The organism is Terrimonas sp. (assembly GCF_003075435.1).
Lineage (GTDB): Bacteria > Bacteroidota > Bacteroidia > Chitinophagales > Chitinophagaceae > Agriterribacter.
Genome location: NZ_QCZJ01000007.1, coordinates 48049 through 67312, shown reverse-complemented (window position 1 = coordinate 67312; position 19264 = coordinate 48049). Strand labels below are relative to the sequence as shown.

The following is a 19264-nucleotide window of genomic DNA, read 5'->3' as shown; positions in this document are numbered from 1 at the left end:
TATTAAGACGAAAACAATAACATCGTTAGCTCATTGTAAAAACGTTTATACCTGTAAAAGTGCAATAACAAAACCGGCTCATTCCAGCCATATCGTTTGTGTAAAGGCTCCGTTAACCGCTGCATCCCATACTTCAAGTCTTACCCATTTTCGCCCTGTTAAATCCAATTCCCTAGTAATCGTTTGCTGCCCGTAAGCTTTTGTGCCGGTTAAGTCAATCTTATGCCGAAAAGTTGATTTTCCATCCCCGGAAATAATCTCTGCAAAATTTAAAGGAAAAGTCCAGTTGATGTCAAAAGAAATTTTTGTTTTAGCAGGATTAGCAGGTTTTACAGGTTTACCATAGCCCTGTTGATTTACAGTAAATGATGGTATAAGTATTTCACCGGTTGTAGTAAAAAATTTAGCAGAATCCAGCACATCCAAAACAGGTTGCCAGCCTTCCTCATACAATGGAATTTTATCTAATTGCAGGTAGTTTATATTAAGGTGAGCGTACATTTCATTTTCTGGTTCTATTGTAAATAAATCAGCCTCGCCAATCACCTTTTTATTTTCACCCCAGTTATTCATATCATCCATCAGGTCCAGTACACGGCCATTACCTAATTTATCCTGTGAAAGATCAGCAGGCATGGCTTTCCAGGCAGCGCCCATAAACCGGTTGGATTTAAAAAAAGGTTGCTCCTTATATTTATCCGGAAACCCTGTTGAGCCTTTTGTCCTGGCATGTGCAGTCCAGGCAAGTCCTTTTTCTACTTCAAGCAAATACTGCATTTCTTTTGCATTGCCTATATTATACACTTTCCCATACACAGGATGCATAGATTCCACATGCGCATCTCCTTTTCTTGACATAATCCAATACACCGGTTTAGGAAAAAGCTGCAGCCAATGCCCACCAAAAAATTCATTAGGCTCCTCACCGGGCATCAATAAAAATGCTTTATCAGAATATTTTTTGCACATATCAAACAGGTATTTCAACTCCAGCAGCCGTAGTTCATCCGGGCCCTGCGGATGTGCGGTGTAATGAAATTCTGCCAGGTGCACCATGTCTACCCCGGTTGCTTTAAATACTTTTACAAAATTTGGTGTATCAGGCATAGGCTTATTGGCTACAATTACTTTCATCACAAACTCATTGTGAAAATGGCTTGCCATGGTTTTATATCCCGGAAGTGAAGGATACTTATCATTATGTGTCAGCTTTTTTACCTGGGCTAAAACATCATTAGCACCATCAGCAGAAAGCTGGCAGAAAAAATTCAGCCGTTGTGCTGTATTGGGCGGCGCATTAAACCAGGGCACAAAACGCCTGTCGCCAAAAATATCCTGGCGTATACCTATTCCATAACCTTCAAAAGCATTTTTAAAATTGGAACCATACCATGTGAATTTTAAATTAAATGCTTCGTCGAGCGGATAAAAATATTGGTGTGGTGCAGGAAAAACCGCAATACTTCCATTGCTGCTGTTTCCGATTATAGCCCGGTACTTTACATCCTGGTTTTTTACAGTGTCGGTTGCTCGTACGGCAACTGTCTTCATGTTATCATATACATCCGAGTACGAAATATTGCTCCAGTTTTGTTGTTTGCTGATCAACCCGGCGTCGTATAATATTGCAGTTGAATCATTTTCAGTAGACATTACAGCTGCTACATTAAACATGGCACTTCCATTGTACAGCGTAATTTCAATAGCTCCCTTAAAATCCGCTGCAGCTATATCGCCAATTCTTATTACCGTTCTCGATCCATAACTACTGACAGCAGCGTTGGTTTTATTAATATTAACTTTGTAAGATTGATGCGGCTTTAAAGGAACTTTATCAAAGAAAATATTCCAGCCGTTTTGTGATATCAAATCACGTTTGCCAATAGTAACCCAGAATACCGGGTCAGCTTCTTTTACAATCTCATAAATGTGTGATTCTTTCTCCAGCCCGATACTTTTAAATAATGGCTCATCTTTATTCAGGTTAATTATAAGCTGCCCATATGCCTTGTTTCCTGCAGGCCATTTAACAGACAGTGTATTATTTTTTTCAACCGTGATCTTTGCAGCATTCTTCTTATTGAAATTTGCTGTGCTTACGGGTATTTGCGCCTTACAGCATAAGGAACACAATAAGAAAATAATGAAAGAAATTTTTTTCATGCAAACAATTTATGAGGCGATGAACATACTATTAAAACCTATCAATAAAAATACAGATTATAAGCCTTGATATGATCAAAAGAAGGGTTTAATCCCAAAGCAAAACATTATCACTTAAAGATGCGGAAAACATTCACTTTATTTCCTTTATATGTTGTTGTCTTATCAATAGTCATTCCAACTTTTACCGCTACCTGTTGAGAGGGAATATTTGTTATGCTGATAATAGATATCAACGAGGAGGCAAGCATATTTTCAAAAGCATAATCCCTGCATTTAATAGCAGCTTTGGTGGCTTACCCTTTGTTCCGGTATTGAGGTAATAAGGAATATGCGATTTCTGTTTCGCTATTGTTATCTACATTTTGCATTAAAAGTCCGCAATGCCCTACCAGATTACCTGTATTTTTTTCAATCAATGCATTCATTCCTCCACTGTTATTTGTATAGCGTTCAAACTGGGACGCGTACCAGTTTGAACATTCAGTTTCAGGATCATCTTTTTCATAAACCCAGTACCTGCTTGTTTGCGGGTCTTTAAAAAATTCCAGCCATTGATCATAATCTGAATAATTGATTAACCTGAAAATCAGCCTGCCGGTTTGTTGCCCATTCATCAAAAGCATTGATTGCAGAAATTTAATTCATCTAAAATAAAAAAGCCGATGGTTAAATTTACACTTCAGGTTTATTTTTATTGTAATTTGTAGGCTCCGGTATTTTTCACTTCACTAATTACTCAACTCATGAAACCTGTTATTCTTTTGGTTTTGTTTTTCTCATCGCTGTTTTCTGTTATTTACTTTAATCAAAATGTTTACAACAAAAAATTGCAGCACCTACCCGGAGAAAAACGAACGCCGGAAGAGGAACTGGCCGGCTTTAAAGTTCCTGAAGGATTTACAGTTGAACTGGTTGCAAGTGAAAGAGACGGAATTATTAATCCTATCGATCTCACCTTTGACGATGCCGGAAGGCTATGGACACAAACCGCTTCCATGTACCCGCTTGACCCCGTTGCTGATATACAATGGAACGACCTGCTCGAATTGATGGATCACCCTGAACGGCAACAGGATCATCCTGCATTTAAAAAAATACGCGAACTGTATGAAGGAAAAACAAAGGGCGTTGATAAAATTCTCATAGTCTCCAATCTTAATAATAGCAAGCCTGTTACTACAGTATGGGCAGACGGGCTCACTATTCCCATGAGCATATTACCATATAAAAATGGGGCTTATGTGGCACAGGGCTCTGAATTATTTTTTTTAAAAGATACTAACGGTGATGGGAAAGCAGATGAAAGGGTGCGCCTCTTTACCGGTTTTGGATTTACAGATACACATACCATGGCGCATGTGCTGGTACGTGGCCCTGGCGGTTGGATATATTTCAGTCATGGCGCATTGAATAAGGGAAATGTATCATCATTGGTAAGTGACGCAAAAATTAAAATAGATTACAGCAAGATTGCACGTTTTTCGATGGATGGAAAAAAGATTGAACTGGTAAACGCGGGCTTGAATAATATCTGGGGATTTCAATTGCGCAATAATGGGCAATGGTATGCTACAGAAGCAAACGATCTTGGTTACTCCATTGTTCCCATGGAAGCAGGCACAAGCTTTCCCGGTATTGGGAATGAGCGCATACGCAGCTACCAGCCTGTGCTGCCTGAACTGCATAAATTTCGGGTAGGCGGCACCGGTATATCAGGATTAGCCTTTGCAGATGATATATCAGGCTCTTTTCCGGATGAATGGAAGGATGTGGCTTTTCTTGCCAACCCTATTACCAATACCATTAACGCAGTAAAGATTATTCGAAAGGAGGACGGAACAGTAACTGCCTCCCATCTTCCTGATTTTCTTTCTTCTGAGGATAAAAATTTCCGGCCTGTAAACATGGAATTTGGCCCTGATGGCTGCCTGTATATAGCCGATTGGTATGATAAGATCATTTCGCATAATGAAGTGCCCACTTCCGATCCTAACCGCGATAAATCGTTGGGTCGCATCTGGCGCATCCGTCATAAAAGCCAGCAACCGGCTACTATTCCAGACCTCACAAAAGTAAATGCCGCAACATTGGTTGATCATCTTAAATCGCCTTCACTTTGGGAAAAGCGGGCGGCATGGCACCAGGTAGCAGATCGGCCGAAAGATGAGACAAAACTTTTGATTCCTGCACTGGTTGTTCTTGCCGGTGATGCAACACAGCATGAGCTTACGCGCATTCATGCATTATGGTGCCTCGAAAGCCTGCAACATTATGATGAAACCCTAATGCAACTATTACTTCGTGAAAAAGCGGCTAACCTTCGCCGTGAGGCAGTGCGTTCACTGGCATCCTTTTCGCTTACAGCGCCACAGGTCGCTACAATATTAACGCCAATGGTGGAAGATGAAAACCCGATGATAAGATCAGAAATATTGCGCACCCTTGCCGCAATAGATAGGGCAGATAATAATACCATAAGCCTGCTTGTAAAAGCATGCAAGCCTGCAATGCCCGGTAATACATTAGGCGGAGTATATGAGCGCAATTTTGAAAGATATCTTGCATTGAAAGCTTTGGAACAATACCCGGAAGCATTATATGCTTATTTCCAATCCGGCGATGCATCAGCCCAGCCGGCATCGAACCTGCTTTGGGCTGCACAGGCACTTCCTGAAGAACAGAAAAAAGAAAAAATACTACAGTTGTGGCCGACAGCCAATATTCAGGTATTAGATGAGCCCACATTTGTGTGGCTGAGTAAACTCTTACCTGACGCACGAATATCCGAGATGGTAAAACCTGTTTATCAAAACAATACTTATGCAGCAAGATACCTGGCTTTCGCTTTACAGCACCAGCAGGAATTACAATCGCCGGAGTTGATTGCAATGTTATCATCACCTGCTGATATGGTTTTGAGAAAGGGAAATATTGAAGAGAAAAAAAGCGCATTGGATGCTATTGGCAGATTAGGCATCAAAACATCTCCTGAACCTGTTATTGAAATTATCAACAACACTACAGATAACAAAACGATCACGCTTGCATTAAAAGCGCTTGAGGTTGATGCAGCTTCAAATAAAAATACTTTCCTGCAACTGGCGCAGCAAAACAAATTGCCTTTTGATCTTAGAATTTCGGCTCTACACAGCCTTGCAAAAACAGATACTGCAACAGCAAAGCAGAGCCTTGCTAAATGGATTCCAGGCTTTAATGACGAACAGAAAAAAGAGCTCACCGCTATATTGTCCGGATCTCTGCAGGGTACTACTATACTGCTTGACCTGTATAATAAGAAACGGATCAGCTCAAAAGCATTTACACTTTCTGCTGCTGAAAGGGTATACAATGCTGATAAAACAAACAACACGGCAAACGCTATACTTGCAGCAGTGAAGAAAACAAGAGAAGATGAAAAGAAAGCATTTGAAACTACATTGAACAGGTATATGGCGATAGCTGAGAAAAAAGGCGGAAACGCGCAGAAAGGCAAAACGCTTTTTCAAACCTGCCTGATGTGTCATAAAGTTGGTGATAAAGGTCCTGGCATTGCCCCGGCGCTGGATGGTTCGGCAGAGCGTGACAATAAGGCTTTGCTTACTGCTATTATTGACCCCGACGCGGCTGTAGAGAGTGGTTACATGCTCTACCGTATTACTAAAAAAGATAACAGTGTTGCAGAAGGATATCTTTTTGAAAAGAATGACCGCGGCACTACGCTTGCATTTATGGGTGGTGCAAAAATATTTATTGAAGCGAAAACAATTAAGAGCGAAGGATTTTTAACCGGCCGCTCGTTTATGCCCAGGGAATTAATATCCGGCTACACAGATGTGCAGGTGGCGGATTTACTGGCCTATATACGAACGTTAAAATAAAATGCAAATCACCTTTAATTAACATTATATAACGGATTAGGTATTTATCCTGCAACTATTGACTTGTTATCAAATAAGATGTTAGGCATTGTGACTGTTACCTTCGGCTGAACCCATGGCATATTATCCAGGGGTAATTGATAAATTTTATTTTTCTCATCTTCTGCAAGCAATATTGGGGGTTTTAGATGTTCCATATCGATACCTGCAACCTCACCTTTGTGAGACAAGAAATTTATTTGCTGGAGATTTTTTTTATCTAAAGACTTTCGGGGCAATGTATCTACTTTTAAGTCTTCTTTCCCGTCCTGCACTTGCAGGCTTACCTGAGCACAAACTGAAAAAACGCCGGCAAAAAACATACAGGCTGTTAATGCCAAATATTTACTCATCATACAAATAACAGGTTTTATTAGCAATATAATTGCGTTGGAATTTCATACAAGGCATTAATTTTTTTAAAATTCAGATCAAGTCTTCCCCTCTGCTATTTCATCAACCTGATTTGATTTTGAGCACCCCTCGCCACTCTGTGGAGAGTGGCTGGAGGAGAGGGACAACTTAATACTTTGCACCCTGACCTGCCTTAGGTATTGTTCTCAGGATAAAATCACGGAGATGCTGATTGCTGGTAGCAAGGTCTTCTTTGCGCAGGTACATCATATGCCCGCTGCGATAACCTTCCCAACTCATACGGTCTTTTAATTTACCGGCAGGATCCATTTGCCACATGTTATATTTGGCATTGAAATAATCGCATGCGCCATCAAAATAACCGCTTTGTACAAGCAGATGCAGGTTGGGATTTTGCGCCATTGCCTGGCGAAGATTTTCTGCCGTATGATTGTTTTTATTATCCCAGGGATAAACATTACCGAACATGTTATATTTCAGATCCGTTTTGTAACCGAGCTCATCGCGTATATACATATTAATAGCAGGCGTAAAAGAATGCAGCCATGAAGTTAATTCCGCATTATAATCCGGGCTTTCTCCTGCATTTTTTTTATCAATACCGAGATATCTTGAATCGAGACGACCAACAGTATATCCTTTATCTCTAAGCAATTCTTTCCAGAAAAGATTTACTGATACCTGCAGGTTATTATCAAGGATTGTTTTTTCAGGAAGCCCGGAATAACGGGCAAGCTTAGCCGCAACTTCTTTTCGTTTGTTCTCATCAAGAGAGCTGCCTTTTGCAACAGCCGGCAGGTATTCATTCACGGTATAGGCTTCTACTTCTGGCAGCATATCGGTTAAATCTTTTTGCTGCAGATCTGCAGGTAATTTTTTATGATACCATGCTGTTGCTGCAAAATAAGGTAATGCCAATACTGCATCCAATACTTCTCCTCTTTGAATACCAAGATCGGTTGGTGAAACCAGTATTACGCCGTTCAGGTACATCCACTGGCTGTTCTGGAGCTCCAGTGCAAGCCCTGAAACACGGGTAGTGCCATAGCTTTCTCCAATTAAATATTTAGGTGAAGCCCATCGTTTGTTACGGCTTACAAAAGTGGCGATCCATTCAGCGAGATATTTTATATCAGCGTTTACGCCAAAAAACTTATCACCGGCAATATCTTTACTCACCTTTCTTGAGAAACCTGTATTTACCGGGTCAACATATACAATATCAGCCACATCAAGTATGGAATGAGGATTATCCTTCATGCCATAGGGCTGAACCGGGTAACCTTCATCATCAATTTTTAATACACGTGGTCCGGTATATCCAATCTGCATCCAAACCGAAGGAGTGCCTGGTCCGCCGTTAAAAGAGATCACCAGCGGACGGGAAGATCTGTCGCTGATATCTGAACGTTCATAGTAATTGTAACAAACGCCGGCAATGGCTTTTCCTTCCTCATCCCATACCGGGATGCTGCCGGTAGTTACTTTGTAAGGAACTTTTTGCCCGCGGATGGTAACTTCATTTGAAACCGTAATGCTGTAATCAATATTGAGTACACGATTTGCCTCTCGTGATTCTTTAGCCTGCGGTGCAGGGGTATCCGGTATTTTTGTTTCTTTTTTCTGTGCAAAAACAGGTACGCATAAGGAAATGAAAAAATAACCTGCAAGAAAAATCTGCTTCATAAAAATTGTTGAATTGAATCTTACATAATACTTATTGCAAGGGAATCTGTTAAAAATGTAAAATAAACAATTATTTTCGGGTGAAAGATACCATTCAAAATTTTCTGTGATGATACATAATGAAAATGTTTACAGCATTCCTGCCAAATTCAGACGTATTGAAAACCTGCACATACTTTTATGGTTGCTTAAAGATGTATGCTGGGCATTAAACTTAAGGGTTTTGGGAATGATAATGATCATACCTACAATAACTGTGGCAGTAATGATAAGCTGGCAAACAAGAAAAATACAGTCGGAGCTTTTACATAACCTTGCGGTAGTATGCTGGATCATTGCCAATTGCCTTTGGATGACAGGAGAGTTTTTCGGATGGGACGAAGGCACCTGGGGTGCCAGGCACCTTGCGCTGTTTCCTTTCAGCGCCGGGCTTATTATTCTCTTCTATTTTTACTTTGTACTTGCGCCAAGTAAAAGATTCAGGGACAAAATGCGGGAGAGAACAGAGGAAATTATACAGCAGGAAACAGAATAAGTTATGCTGTTTCAGAAAAAATTATTTCATGAAGAACTGTCATTCCTGTTTTGGGAAATTATTGTTTGTTGTTTGCTTTTCGCTTACCGTTATTATTGGCGGAGGAATTTTGGGATGCCCATCTGAAAAAAAATACGATAACCCGGTAGTGATCATTCAAACCAAATTCGGTGACATTAAAGTGGAGCTATACCCGGAAAAAGCGCCGCTTACGGTTGCTGCTTTTCTTCAGCATATTGATTCGGGATATTTTAAAAACACTTCTTTTTACCGCGTGTTGCGTGATGATAACCAGGTTACCGGAGCACCACATTCTTATTTAATACAGGGAGGCGTATGGCAGGCAAATCCAGGCTCGAAAGAGAAATTCAGGCTGATTCCACATGAGCCTACCAGCAAAACAGGTATACTGCATACACGGGGTATTATTTCAATGGCAAGAAATGAACCGGGAACAGCTACCTCAGAATTTTTTATCTGCGTGGAAGATGAACCGGGCTTCGATTATGGGGGTGTAAATAACCACGACGGGCAGGGGTACGCGGCATTTGGCAAAGTAGTGGAAGGAATGAATGTTGTAGACAGGATTCACAGGCAGCCCGAAAATGAACAGCGTTTTATACCGCCGGTGGCTATACTTAATATTGTGCGGTATAGCAGTAAGGCGCCTCAATAATATATTCATTTTTTCATGGAAAATTAAAAATTCAAAATCTCACCGCTCTTTCCTATCTTTAATATTACTTAACTTTTTGATTAGTATTTATTAACCTTTCCTTCATACGAAAAGTTTAGTTTGCTTCCTGTGCAAAGCGTTTCCATTATTTAAAATCATTAGCATGAAAAGAATTATTTTACCGCTGTTATTAGTTTCAATCTTAATCTGGGGGTGTCAAAACAATTCAACCCAAAAATTTCCGCAGGGCATTGAGCATGTAATTGTAATTGGCGTGGATGGATTAAGTCCTGATGGAATAAGAAATGCTGAAACACCTGTTATTGACAGCATGATTAAGAACGGCGCTGTAAAATGGAATGTGAGAACTGTGCTGACCACTGCGAGCAGCCAGAACTGGGCATCCATGATCATGGGTGCGGGGCCGGAACAGCATGGTGTTATAGATAATGATTGGGAAAGAGAGGAACATTCGCTGCCGCCGGTTGTTGCAGGTGAAGAAGGCATTTTTCCTACAATATTTGGTTTGATACGCAGTCAGAAACCTGATGCTGAAATTGGCACGGTGTATCACTGGGGAGGCTTTGGAAGATTGTTTGAAAAGAAAGCGGTAAATTATGATAAGCATTTTTCTACAGAAGATTCTACCGCTGCCGACTTTACAACATATATCAAAGAAAAGAAACCAACATTCGGCTTTGTACATTTTGATCACGTGGATCACGCAGGTCACCACGATGGGCATGGCACACCTGCATATTATGCTGCGGTGAGCAAAACGGATTCATTGGTGAAAGAAATTTTGAAAAGTATCAAAGATGCAGGCATTGACCAAAATACACTGGTGATAATAACTGCCGATCATGGCGGTATTGGAAAAGGACATGGAGGTCCAACCCCCGAAGAAGGTGAAATTGCCATGATATTGTTTGGGAAAGATATTAAGCACGGGTATAAAATTCAGCAGCAGGTATACACATATGATCTTGCAGCTACCATTGCCTTTGCTTTTCATCTTACACCTCCCTATGCCTGGATAGGCAGGCCAATTAAACCCGCATTTGAAGGTTTTGATGAACCTGCCAATCTGTGGAAAGGAAAAGAAGTAATTGCAACACCAACAATATATCCTAAACGAAATTTATACCAGCAGGCCGGTGGCTTATATATTAATGAGTCCGCGAAAGTGAGCATGAAAACCTGGGTGGAAAACAGTGCTATACATTATACGCTGAACGGCGGTGTGCCTGATAGCAGCTCCCCGGTATACAAAGCACCATTTACCATTGACAGTACAACCGTTGTGCAGGCAAAGGCATTTGATAATAATGGCAATGAAAGTGCAGTAAGCACAGCGTATTTCAGGGTTTTGAAACCACAGGCGAATTCCGGGTTGTCGGTTGCTTTTTACAAAGGCGCCGGCTGGAAGCAATTGCCTTTGTTCAGCAAGCTGTCTCCTGCAACGCGATGGAATAGCAATGAATTTTTTATTGATACCAAACGCACCGATAGCTTATTAAGCAAAGACAATAGCTGCTTCGGGCTTGTATTTACCGGTTATATACAAATAGATGTGGCTGGTGAATATAAATTTTACACACAGTCAGACGACGGTAGTGCATTATACATTAATGATAAGAAAGTGGTGAACAATGATGGCGATCATGGTGTGAAAGAAGCCTCCGGTGAAATTACACTTGAAGCAGGTAAACACCCTATACGTATAGATTTTTTTAATGCAGACGGCGGTTACTGGCTGGATGCATTTTACAAAGGCCCCGGAATATCAAAACAGCTTATACCTGCGGATAAGTTGTTCCTGACCCGTTGAAGAAGTGTGCATTCCAAATTAACCCTGCAGGCGCGTCCGCAAAACTTGGCATATACATTTTTTAGTGCAGATGCACAGATTTTATTTGCACATCTGCGGCAATTTTCCATATTGGGGTATATATAATTTTCGCACAGAGGTACTCCTGCTACGGCAGATGCCTCGTGCCTCGGCATGACAAGCAGGAGAATGTGTGTTGAACAGTAGTACAAATATTCAGCAATAGCACTAACGCCGAACGCTGCACTGCCGTTTGTCATGCCGAGGCACGAGGCATCTGCACATGATTACCATACACGCGAACATTTGGAATGCAACGTTGAAGAACGGGCTTAATCCACTTTTCAAAAAGTACTTATCTTCGGCGTAATATTTTTGATTATGAGCAATGATATTTTTGGTTCGGTTGACAATTTTATTGACAGGCTTTTTGCACAGGAAGACGATGCACTTGTATCTGCTAAAAAAGCGATCATTGATAATGGACTTCCGCAGATAAGCATTTCGCAAAACCAGGGAAAATTTTTACATATACTGGCCAGATTGCGTAATCCTTCAAAAATTTTAGAGATCGGTACATTAGGTGGTTATAGCACTATCTGGCTTGGCAGGGCGCTTAACGCAGGAGGAAAGTTGATCTCTCTTGAAATTGATCAGCATCATGCTGATGTAGCAAAAGAAAATATTGCAAAAGCCGGTTTAGCTGAGAGCGTTGCTGTTCGCATAGGTAATGCACTGGAAGAACTGCCCAAAATAAAATCAGAAAACGCCGGCCCGTTTGATGTAATTTTTATTGATGCGGATAAAGAGCCTTATGCTGAATATTTTAAATGGGCTTTGCAATTATCGAAGCCAGGCACATTAATTATTGTTGATAATGTGGTGCGCGAAGCGAAGATTCTTGATGAGCATACAGATGACAAAGACGTAAAAGGAGTTCAAAAATTTATAAAGCTGTTATCCGAAACAACCAGTGTAACCGCAACCATTATTCAAACAGTGGGTAGTAAATACCATGATGGTATTGCATTGGTAATTGTGAATTGATAAGAATAACATAAGTTCAAAAAATAAGCCGCCCATTGAGGCGGCTTTTATGTTTTCGTTCACAAAAAATATCAGTTCTTAATATTAAATGCTTTTTCAACAGCCTGCATATCTTTCAGGTTTATATCTTTTTTCAAGGCTAACCTGGTAGCATCAATTAAAATAATTTTTGCAGAAACGGGCTGACCCGGAGGGTTAATATTAGCGCCATCTATTGCGCTCATATCTATACTTACATAACCACTACCATGAACAGCACCATAAGTAATGCCATCAAACACCTGGGGAAGCGCTTCATAATATGAGGTTCCACTGAATGAAAGATATACAAGCACCGCGCCATCCTGGTAAATTATATTATCTAATTCAGGCACATCCAGCTCTGCAGAATATGACTTACCATTATTGGTTGTTTTCCAGTCTGAAGCATTAATGGTATATACTGCGGAAAATGCCTGGTCTACCTGTTGAACTTCTGTGACTTCTTTTTTGCAGGACGAAAATATAAACACCGGGAGTGAAAGGAGTAAAAATAGCCTTTTCATAAATAATACATTTTTGGTTTTAACGTAAATGTGCAGCATTTTGTTACACATTAATTTCAGACAAATATTATTCCTGAATGTTTAAAATAAAATGTTAAGATATATTGAAAGCTGCTGGCAGAATCACTGTCTTTGTGATTCTTTGTATAAATCTTTGTGCAGCTTTGTGGTAAAAAATCCTTCTTAAATGCCGGCAATCTTGCCAAAGGTCTCATTTGCTGATAATATTTTTTCTGCATTTTTAAATATCTACTTTTACAGTATATGGCTAATAGTAAAAATACAGCAGATGTCAATGTTGCTTCTGAAATAGGAACGTTGAGAAGAGTTTTAGTACATACACCAGATGGCGGGCTCGGAAAAGTTGTTCCTTCAAAGGCACAGGACTGGCTTTTTGAAGATATTGTTCATCTTGAAACCATACGCAGGGATGAATATGATCATTATACCAAATTGCTCTTATACTTTCTTGATGAAAAAAAGATAAAAGGCCGGCTCAGCAATATTGATGATGTGAAAAACAGCAGGAACTTTTATAAGCCTGAGCATGCTGATTTTTTTAAATCGGACAAAGTAGTGGAGTGGCAAAGTTTACTTTCTGATATTTTAAATGATGATACCATTAAAGCTAAGCTTGTAGCAAGTGTGTGCGCTGTGGAAAATTGCTCCTACCTCATTCAAAAAGATCTTTTGAATTTGCAACCGCTGCAACTGGCAAAGGTTTTTATTACAGGCAGCCTGCCTGATAAAACAATGATCTTTCCACCTGTGCCCAATCTTATTTTTACCAGAGATATCGGCATTGTTGTTAAAGATCATATTATTCTAAACAAGCCAGCGAGGGCTGCGCGGATAAGGGAAGCGCTGTTAACCAAATATATTTTTTTCAATCACCCGCTTTTTGCCAGCTACCAGCATAAAGTAATTGAGCTGGCTGGTATTCACCGTCATTTTCTTATGCCCGATTCCGACGAAAGACGTGTAACGCTCGAAGGTGGTGACGTGATGGTAGTAAGTAAAAATCATTTACTGGTTGGCGTGAGTGAAAGAACCAGTATGGAAGCCGCCCAGCAGGTGATAAAAATTGTTTTTGAAAAAAATCTTATGGAAAAAGTAAGCGTGGTTAAAATTCCACGTAAGAGAGATTACATGCACATTGATACCATATTTACACAGGTAAAAAAAGATATGTGGGTGATGCTTGGAAACTTTTCCCGCAAAACCATACGGCATGAAAGCTCAGACCCGGTACAGCGTATACTTGAATTAAACGGTAAGGAAGATGGCCTGGCAATTACCCAGTTTCATAAGGATAAAATATCAGAACCCGTATATTTTGACAACCTGGAAGACCTGCTTATTGATGTAAGCAAAAATGATTTGGGCTGCAAAGGCAGGGTATCATTCATCTACTCCGGTAATAACCAGTTTCCATTTGATGTGAGGGAGCAATGGACAGATTCCTGCAACCTGCTTGCTTTAAAAGAAGGCGTGGTATTGGGATATGACCGCAACAATAAAACGGCAGAGGCCTTTAAAGAACACGGATTTACAGTAACCGGGGTTAAAGAAATAATCAATAGTATAGAAAGGGGAGATGTGATTGTTGATGACATAAAAGATACCCTGATTTTATTTCCGTCTGCTGAATTGTCGCGTGCCCGTGGCGGGTTTCATTGCATGAGCATGCCTTTGCTGCGTGATGAATTGTAATGAGTATGCCCGGATACGCTAATTTTTATAAACAACACAATTGCTGATGCAATCAACGGCTCATATACTAATGATTCAACCGGCTAACTTCAGTTTTAATGCGGAAACTGCGGTGAACAATGCTTTCCAGGTTGAAGGTAATGCTGATAATGCTCAGCAAAAAGCATTGGAAGAATTTGAAAATTTTGTATGTACACTGCGTCTTCATAATATTAATGTAACAGTTGTGAGGGATGCGCCTTTCCCTGATACACCTGATTCAATTTTTCCTAACAACTGGATATCTTTTCACGGGCATACCATTTGTCTTTATCCTATGTATGCCCATAACAGGAGGCTTGAGCGTAAGCCCGAATTGATAGAAATGCTGAAGCATAAATACAACATTGAAAGGATAATCGATCTCACGCATTATGAAGAAAAAAATAAGTTTCTTGAGGGAACGGGAAGCATGGTGCTCGACCGTGATAACAGGATAGCCTACGCCTGCTTATCACCAAGAACCGATATTGCTGTGCTGGATGATTTTTGCAGGCAAATGAGCTATTTACCGGTTGTATTTACTGCAACCGACAAAAATAATACCCCAATTTACCACACCAACGTAATGATGTGTGTGGCAGACAGGTATGTGGTGGTTTGTTTGGAAAGTATAAGAAACAAAAAGCAGGCGGATGACCTTAAAAGCACCATCAGTATGACAGGAAAAGAAATCATTGCTATTAAATTCAGCCAGGTGAAACATTTTGCTGGTAATATGCTGCAGGTGCAGAATACCAAAGGAGAGCAATTACTGGTGATGTCATCGCAGGCCTATCATTCATTAACAAAAGCACAGATAAAAAAAATAGAAAAGTTCAACCCGGTAATTCATGTGCCGCTAACCACCATCGAAACCAATGGCGGTGGCAGCGCAAGGTGTATGATGGCAGAGATATTTACTGACAGGAACCACGTTTAGTTCGTAAAAAATAATATCCGTTTTGTAAAAACCATTAAGAAGTCTAGGTACATTAAGGCTTTTACTTAATTTTCTTAATTCCTTAATGGTTTAATTTATAAGAACTAGAAGTTAAACAGTGCAGCAATACCATATACCGAGGTTTTACTTTCACTGATCGCTTTCATATAGGATAGCCTCGCTTCAATATTTTTTTGATGACTGCCTACCGCAAAACGCAGCCCTATATTAGCTGCGGGGCCGTAAGAACCGCCGTATTTCTCTTCATAGCTGATATAATCCCCGTCAATATATTTTTGCGCATAAGTACCATAATGATAACCAAATCCGCCACCCACAAAAAAACCAAATCGCTTTTCATTTTCTTTTGTTGAGCCTGCACCAACATTTAAATTAATAATAGCCGGCGCGTTGAGCATAAAATTTAGTGTATTGGTTTCAGAGCCCCCGTAATAACTATTGTAATCATAATTATAGCTGCCTGCAAAACCGATACTAAAAGGAATGCCTATAGAAACAGAAAGCGCTTCTGTTTCCACAAAATTTACCCTTGGAGAATACGTAAGTACAAAGGCAGCGTTTGCATCGGCATTTGAAGCTTTTGCAACAAATACACCCGCACCTGCGCCATGCATAAAACTTTGTGAAAAGCCAAACGTAAATGAAATAGAAAACAGGGCTAAAAGAAATATCTTTTTCATAATAATGGTTGAAACTGTAAATAAATTAAAGCAAGTAGTATAACGGAGCAAATATTATATTATTTCTCCAATGAAAAAGATAGGGGTAAATACGTATTCTGCATTTTCCGCAATAAAATCAGCTTCCCGTATATTCTATAACCATAGCGCTTGCACCACCGCCACCATTACAAATACCTGCCGCACCATATTTTGCATTATTGGCTTTAAGCACGTTTATAAGTGTAACAATTATTCTTGCTCCGCTTGCCCCCAACGGGTGACCAATGGATACCGCGCCACCATGCACATTCACTTTTGCAGGATCAAGTTTCATTCGCCTGCTGTTTTCAATGCCAACTACGGAAAATGCTTCATTCAATTCCCAGTAATCAATATCGCTCATTTTAAGTCCTGCTTTTGCAACAGCTTTTGGTACAGCAATAGCAGGCGTTGTAGTAAACCATTCCGGCGCTTGTTCCGCATCTGCATAAGAACGTATTTTGGCTATAGGCTTAATTCCTGACTGTTCAGCTTTATCCTTACTCATTAAGACCAATGCTGCAGCCCCATCATTTAAAGTAGAAGCATTGGCTGCAGTTACAGTGCCATCCTTTTGAAAGGATGGGTTAAGTGTGGGGATCTTTTCAAACTTTACATTATAAGGTTCTTCATCTTTAGCAAATACCATGGGGTCACCCTTGCGTTGTGGTATCTCCACAGGAACGATCTCATTTTCAAACAAACCTTTTTCCCATGCAGACTGACTGCGCTTATAGCTTTCAACAGCAAATTCATCCTGCTCCTTTCTGCTGATACCACATTCGCCTGCGCATAGTTCAGCGGCAAGCCCCATTGCTTTGCCGTCATACACATCCGTCAAACCATCTTTTGCCAGGCCATCTGTCAGTGTTGTATTGCCATATTTATTTCCCCATCGCACACTATCCGCATAAAAGGGAATATTGCTCATGCTTTCCATGCCGCCGGCAACTACTATATCAGCATCTCCCAGCATTATACTTTGTGCACCCAAAGCAATTGACTTCATTCCGCTTGCGCAAACTTTATTAATAGTTGTGCAAACTACTTCATTGGGTAAGCCTGCAAATTTAGCTGCCTGCCTTGCCGGGGCCTGCCCAAGATTTGCCTGTATTACGCATCCCATCAAAACCTCCTGCACATCCTCAGGTTTTATTCCTGCTTTTTCCAATGCTCCTTTTATGGCTATAGCACCAAGCCTGGTTGCGGTAACATCTTTTAAGCTTCCTCCAAAGCTCCCTATTGGCGTACGAACAGCGGATACAATTACTACTTCCTTCATATGCAAATATTATGAGTCAAATGTAAAGAAATGATGTTATAGTTACATCTTAAGATTGTCATGTGATAAACATGCATGAGAAGTGAGGGGTAGGAGATGAGATGCTCACATTTTGGTGTGTTTGTGGGCTGGTTATGTGATTTAGCCCCATCAACAACATCCTACGAAAAGAGGTATTTAAATATCCCATCATTGTTGGTGAGGCCGATGCACATTGCCTGTAATCCAACACCAACAACGGCGTTAAACGATATAAAAATATACCCAATGTATGCATTGTTGTTGCCAATTTTCAAGGCCTTTGCCTAAAATGACTGGCCCGCATATTTTGCTGGCCAATTTAATATGCTTTAAAACCTTATATTTGGAACAACTAAATCATAATGCCAACAGTTTTATTTATTTACGGATGGAGATTGTTCTTTTATTCAAATGAAGGTACAGAGCCTATACATATTCACGCCGAAAAGGCTGACATGGAATGTAAATATTGGTTATTGGTTGAAGATGTTGAAATACGGGAAGCCTTTTCACATAATTTAATGCCTTCTGCAAAAAGAGAAATAAAGAAAATCATCTATAAACATTTTGACTTAATTATTGAATCCTGGAATAGTCATTTTAAAAAATAAAATTATGATCGCGATACATAATATTGAAAAGGTAACTTTTGACGCCAATCATATTTTTTTGCTGGTGGACGGTAAAGAAGTGAAAGTTAGACTTGATAAAATTTCGCCTAAGTTAAAATCGGCTGACGAAATTCAAAGAAATATGTTTACTATTTCACCATCTGGTTACGGAATTCATTGGCCTTTAATTGACGAAGATTTGGCAATAGGCTCACTATTGACGATGGCGAAAGATTAACTCCAACTAAAACAGGCGGTAACAATCAGGCATAGTAACCAAAGCATTTAAGATAATGCGGTTTTTTTGTACAAGAAAGCGTAAGCTGTTTACTATAATATCTTTGTATTTATCAGGCACCAGCAGTTTTTTCCACTCCAGGATTGTTGCAGTAAAGAACATTGGGTATTCTGTGATGATGTTTTCCATGTTAGCATGAGGTTATAAATGTAGGCTAATGTATGCATTATCGTTCAACTATGCAATCGTTGTTGGTGAGGCCGGAGCACATTGCCCTGCGCTCAACACCAACGGCAGCAAAGAACTATTTTTATTTTTTATTGGATTTTTTTCAAAAACTCCCCGTATCCCATTGAATCGGTTGTATCGAATCGGCTATGTTCCAAAATTTCTGTTGATAGTTCACTAGGTAATTGAAGCTCCTTTTCACCAAACCACTCCAAAGCAAACGTATAGTACGTTTTGGAGCCAATGACAAGATGCGTGTATTCTATTTGGCACCCGAAAGGGATATGGTCTTTAATGGAAACCAGACTGGTTTTTCCACTTTCATCCAAAGTGAGTTTTAGCCCTATGCGGGTTTTGATTGTTTCTATCCATTCGTATTTTCCGGCCTGGATAATTTCCTTTACAAGCTCATCATCTTTGTCTGCATTGAAGCTCCACTTTACCCAGTTTTCAAAATAACCCTCTGCATTTTCACGCAGTTTACCCGGCTCCGGGCTTCCTATTCTTTGTTTGATCTCAATGTTGCCTTCGCGGAGCTTAACGGTGATGTCGTCTTTGCCCAGCCGAAGGTAATAGTCTGCTCTTGCATCCGTATTTTTAAAAGAGAGGTCTTGACCGGCAAACCAGTCGAGAATGTTCTGATCTGAATTATCTTTAAACCATCGTATTTCTCTGCTTTTGTACATATTTCTCTGATGTTATGAAAACAT

The 19264-nt window shown here is 40.1% G+C and carries 17 protein-coding genes and 1 pseudogene; 9 read left to right on the top strand and 9 right to left on the bottom strand.

Going from position 1 to position 19264, the window contains the following annotated elements; translation table 11 throughout:
- Nucleotides 1-78 precede the first annotated feature (78 nt).
- Together DC498_RS09715 and DC498_RS26770 are read right to left on the bottom strand one after the other, a co-directional pair.
- Nucleotides 79-2163: a hypothetical protein gene (locus DC498_RS09715; RefSeq protein ID WP_116873955.1), complete on the bottom strand. Its 2085-nt coding sequence runs from the start codon at nucleotides 2161-2163 to the stop codon at nucleotides 79-81.
- A gap of 110 nt (nucleotides 2164-2273) precedes the next feature.
- A pseudogene (locus tag DC498_RS26770) lies at nucleotides 2274-2780 on the bottom strand (GNAT family N-acetyltransferase).
- Nucleotides 2781-2909: 129 nt separating this feature from the next.
- Between DC498_RS26770 and DC498_RS09705 the strand changes: the two are divergent.
- Nucleotides 2910-6044, top strand: coding sequence for a PVC-type heme-binding CxxCH protein (locus tag DC498_RS09705; RefSeq protein ID WP_116873954.1), 3135 nt, complete (start codon nucleotides 2910-2912; stop codon nucleotides 6042-6044).
- Nucleotides 6045-6088: 44 nt separating this feature from the next.
- Here the strand turns inward: DC498_RS09705 and DC498_RS09700 are convergent, their stop codons facing one another.
- Together DC498_RS09700 and DC498_RS09695 are read right to left on the bottom strand one after the other, a co-directional pair.
- The gene (locus DC498_RS09700) at nucleotides 6089-6439 is read right to left on the bottom strand and encodes a hypothetical protein (protein ID WP_133176811.1); all 351 of its coding nucleotides are present in this window, start codon (nucleotides 6437-6439) and stop codon (nucleotides 6089-6091) included.
- A 166-nt stretch (nucleotides 6440-6605) separates the two neighbouring features.
- Complete coding sequence (locus DC498_RS09695; protein WP_116873952.1) at nucleotides 6606-8144, bottom strand: S10 family peptidase; 1539 nt, start codon at nucleotides 8142-8144, stop codon at nucleotides 6606-6608.
- A 109-nt stretch (nucleotides 8145-8253) separates the two neighbouring features.
- On the opposite strand from DC498_RS09695, the gene DC498_RS09690 reads away from it, so the two are divergent.
- The 4 genes from DC498_RS09690 to DC498_RS09675 all read left to right on the top strand — a co-directional run bounded on the left by DC498_RS09690 (nucleotide 8254) and on the right by DC498_RS09675 (nucleotide 12233).
- Complete coding sequence (locus tag DC498_RS09690) at nucleotides 8254-8679, top strand: hypothetical protein (RefSeq protein WP_206197577.1); 426 nt, start codon at nucleotides 8254-8256, stop codon at nucleotides 8677-8679.
- Nucleotides 8680-8707: 28 nt separating this feature from the next.
- Entirely contained in the window at nucleotides 8708-9355 is a 648-nt protein-coding gene (locus DC498_RS09685) for a peptidylprolyl isomerase (protein WP_116873951.1), read from the top strand.
- 163 nt (nucleotides 9356-9518) lie between these two features.
- On the top strand, nucleotides 9519-11186 hold the full coding sequence (locus tag DC498_RS09680) for an alkaline phosphatase family protein (protein ID WP_116873950.1): 1668 nt from the start codon (nucleotides 9519-9521) through the stop codon (nucleotides 11184-11186).
- 381 nt (nucleotides 11187-11567) lie between these two features.
- Nucleotides 11568-12233: an O-methyltransferase gene (locus DC498_RS09675; RefSeq protein WP_116873949.1), complete on the top strand. Its 666-nt coding sequence runs from the start codon at nucleotides 11568-11570 to the stop codon at nucleotides 12231-12233.
- Nucleotides 12234-12304: 71 nt separating this feature from the next.
- On the opposite strand, the gene DC498_RS09670 is transcribed toward DC498_RS09675, so the two are convergent.
- Nucleotides 12305-12778, bottom strand: a complete 474-nt coding sequence (locus DC498_RS09670) for a hypothetical protein (RefSeq protein WP_133176810.1) — start codon at nucleotides 12776-12778, stop codon at nucleotides 12305-12307.
- 264 nt (nucleotides 12779-13042) lie between these two features.
- Between DC498_RS09670 and DC498_RS09660 the strand changes: the two genes are divergently transcribed.
- Together DC498_RS09660 and ctlX are read left to right on the top strand one after the other, a co-directional pair.
- On the top strand, nucleotides 13043-14491 hold the full coding sequence (locus DC498_RS09660; protein ID WP_116873946.1) for an arginine deiminase family protein: 1449 nt from the start codon (nucleotides 13043-13045) through the stop codon (nucleotides 14489-14491).
- Between the two features lie 46 nt (nucleotides 14492-14537).
- Entirely contained in the window at nucleotides 14538-15452 is a 915-nt protein-coding gene (gene ctlX, locus DC498_RS09655) for a citrulline utilization hydrolase CtlX (protein ID WP_116873945.1), read from the top strand.
- A gap of 104 nt (nucleotides 15453-15556) precedes the next feature.
- Here ctlX and DC498_RS09650 read toward each other — a convergent pair whose 3' ends face one another.
- Together DC498_RS09650 and DC498_RS09645 are read right to left on the bottom strand one after the other, a co-directional pair.
- Nucleotides 15557-16153: a hypothetical protein gene (locus DC498_RS09650; RefSeq protein ID WP_116873944.1), complete on the bottom strand. Its 597-nt coding sequence runs from the start codon at nucleotides 16151-16153 to the stop codon at nucleotides 15557-15559.
- A gap of 118 nt (nucleotides 16154-16271) precedes the next feature.
- Entirely contained in the window at nucleotides 16272-17456 is a 1185-nt protein-coding gene (locus tag DC498_RS09645; RefSeq protein WP_116873943.1) for an acetyl-CoA C-acyltransferase, read from the bottom strand.
- 383 nt (nucleotides 17457-17839) lie between these two features.
- On the opposite strand from DC498_RS09645, the gene DC498_RS09640 reads away from it, so the two are divergent.
- Entirely contained in the window at nucleotides 17840-18088 is a 249-nt protein-coding gene (locus DC498_RS09640; protein WP_116873942.1) for a DUF4160 domain-containing protein, read from the top strand.
- Between the two features lie 4 nt (nucleotides 18089-18092).
- Complete coding sequence (locus DC498_RS09635) at nucleotides 18093-18326, top strand: DUF2442 domain-containing protein (protein ID WP_116873941.1); 234 nt, start codon at nucleotides 18093-18095, stop codon at nucleotides 18324-18326.
- Nucleotides 18327-18332: 6 nt separating this feature from the next.
- Here the strand turns inward: DC498_RS09635 and DC498_RS09630 are convergent, their stop codons facing one another.
- Together DC498_RS09630 and DC498_RS09625 are read right to left on the bottom strand one after the other, a co-directional pair.
- Nucleotides 18333-18515, bottom strand: coding sequence for a hypothetical protein (locus tag DC498_RS09630; protein WP_206197576.1), 183 nt, complete (start codon nucleotides 18513-18515; stop codon nucleotides 18333-18335).
- 128 nt (nucleotides 18516-18643) lie between these two features.
- Complete coding sequence (locus tag DC498_RS09625; RefSeq protein WP_116873940.1) at nucleotides 18644-19240, bottom strand: hypothetical protein; 597 nt, start codon at nucleotides 19238-19240, stop codon at nucleotides 18644-18646.
- Nucleotides 19241-19264 lie beyond the last annotated feature (24 nt).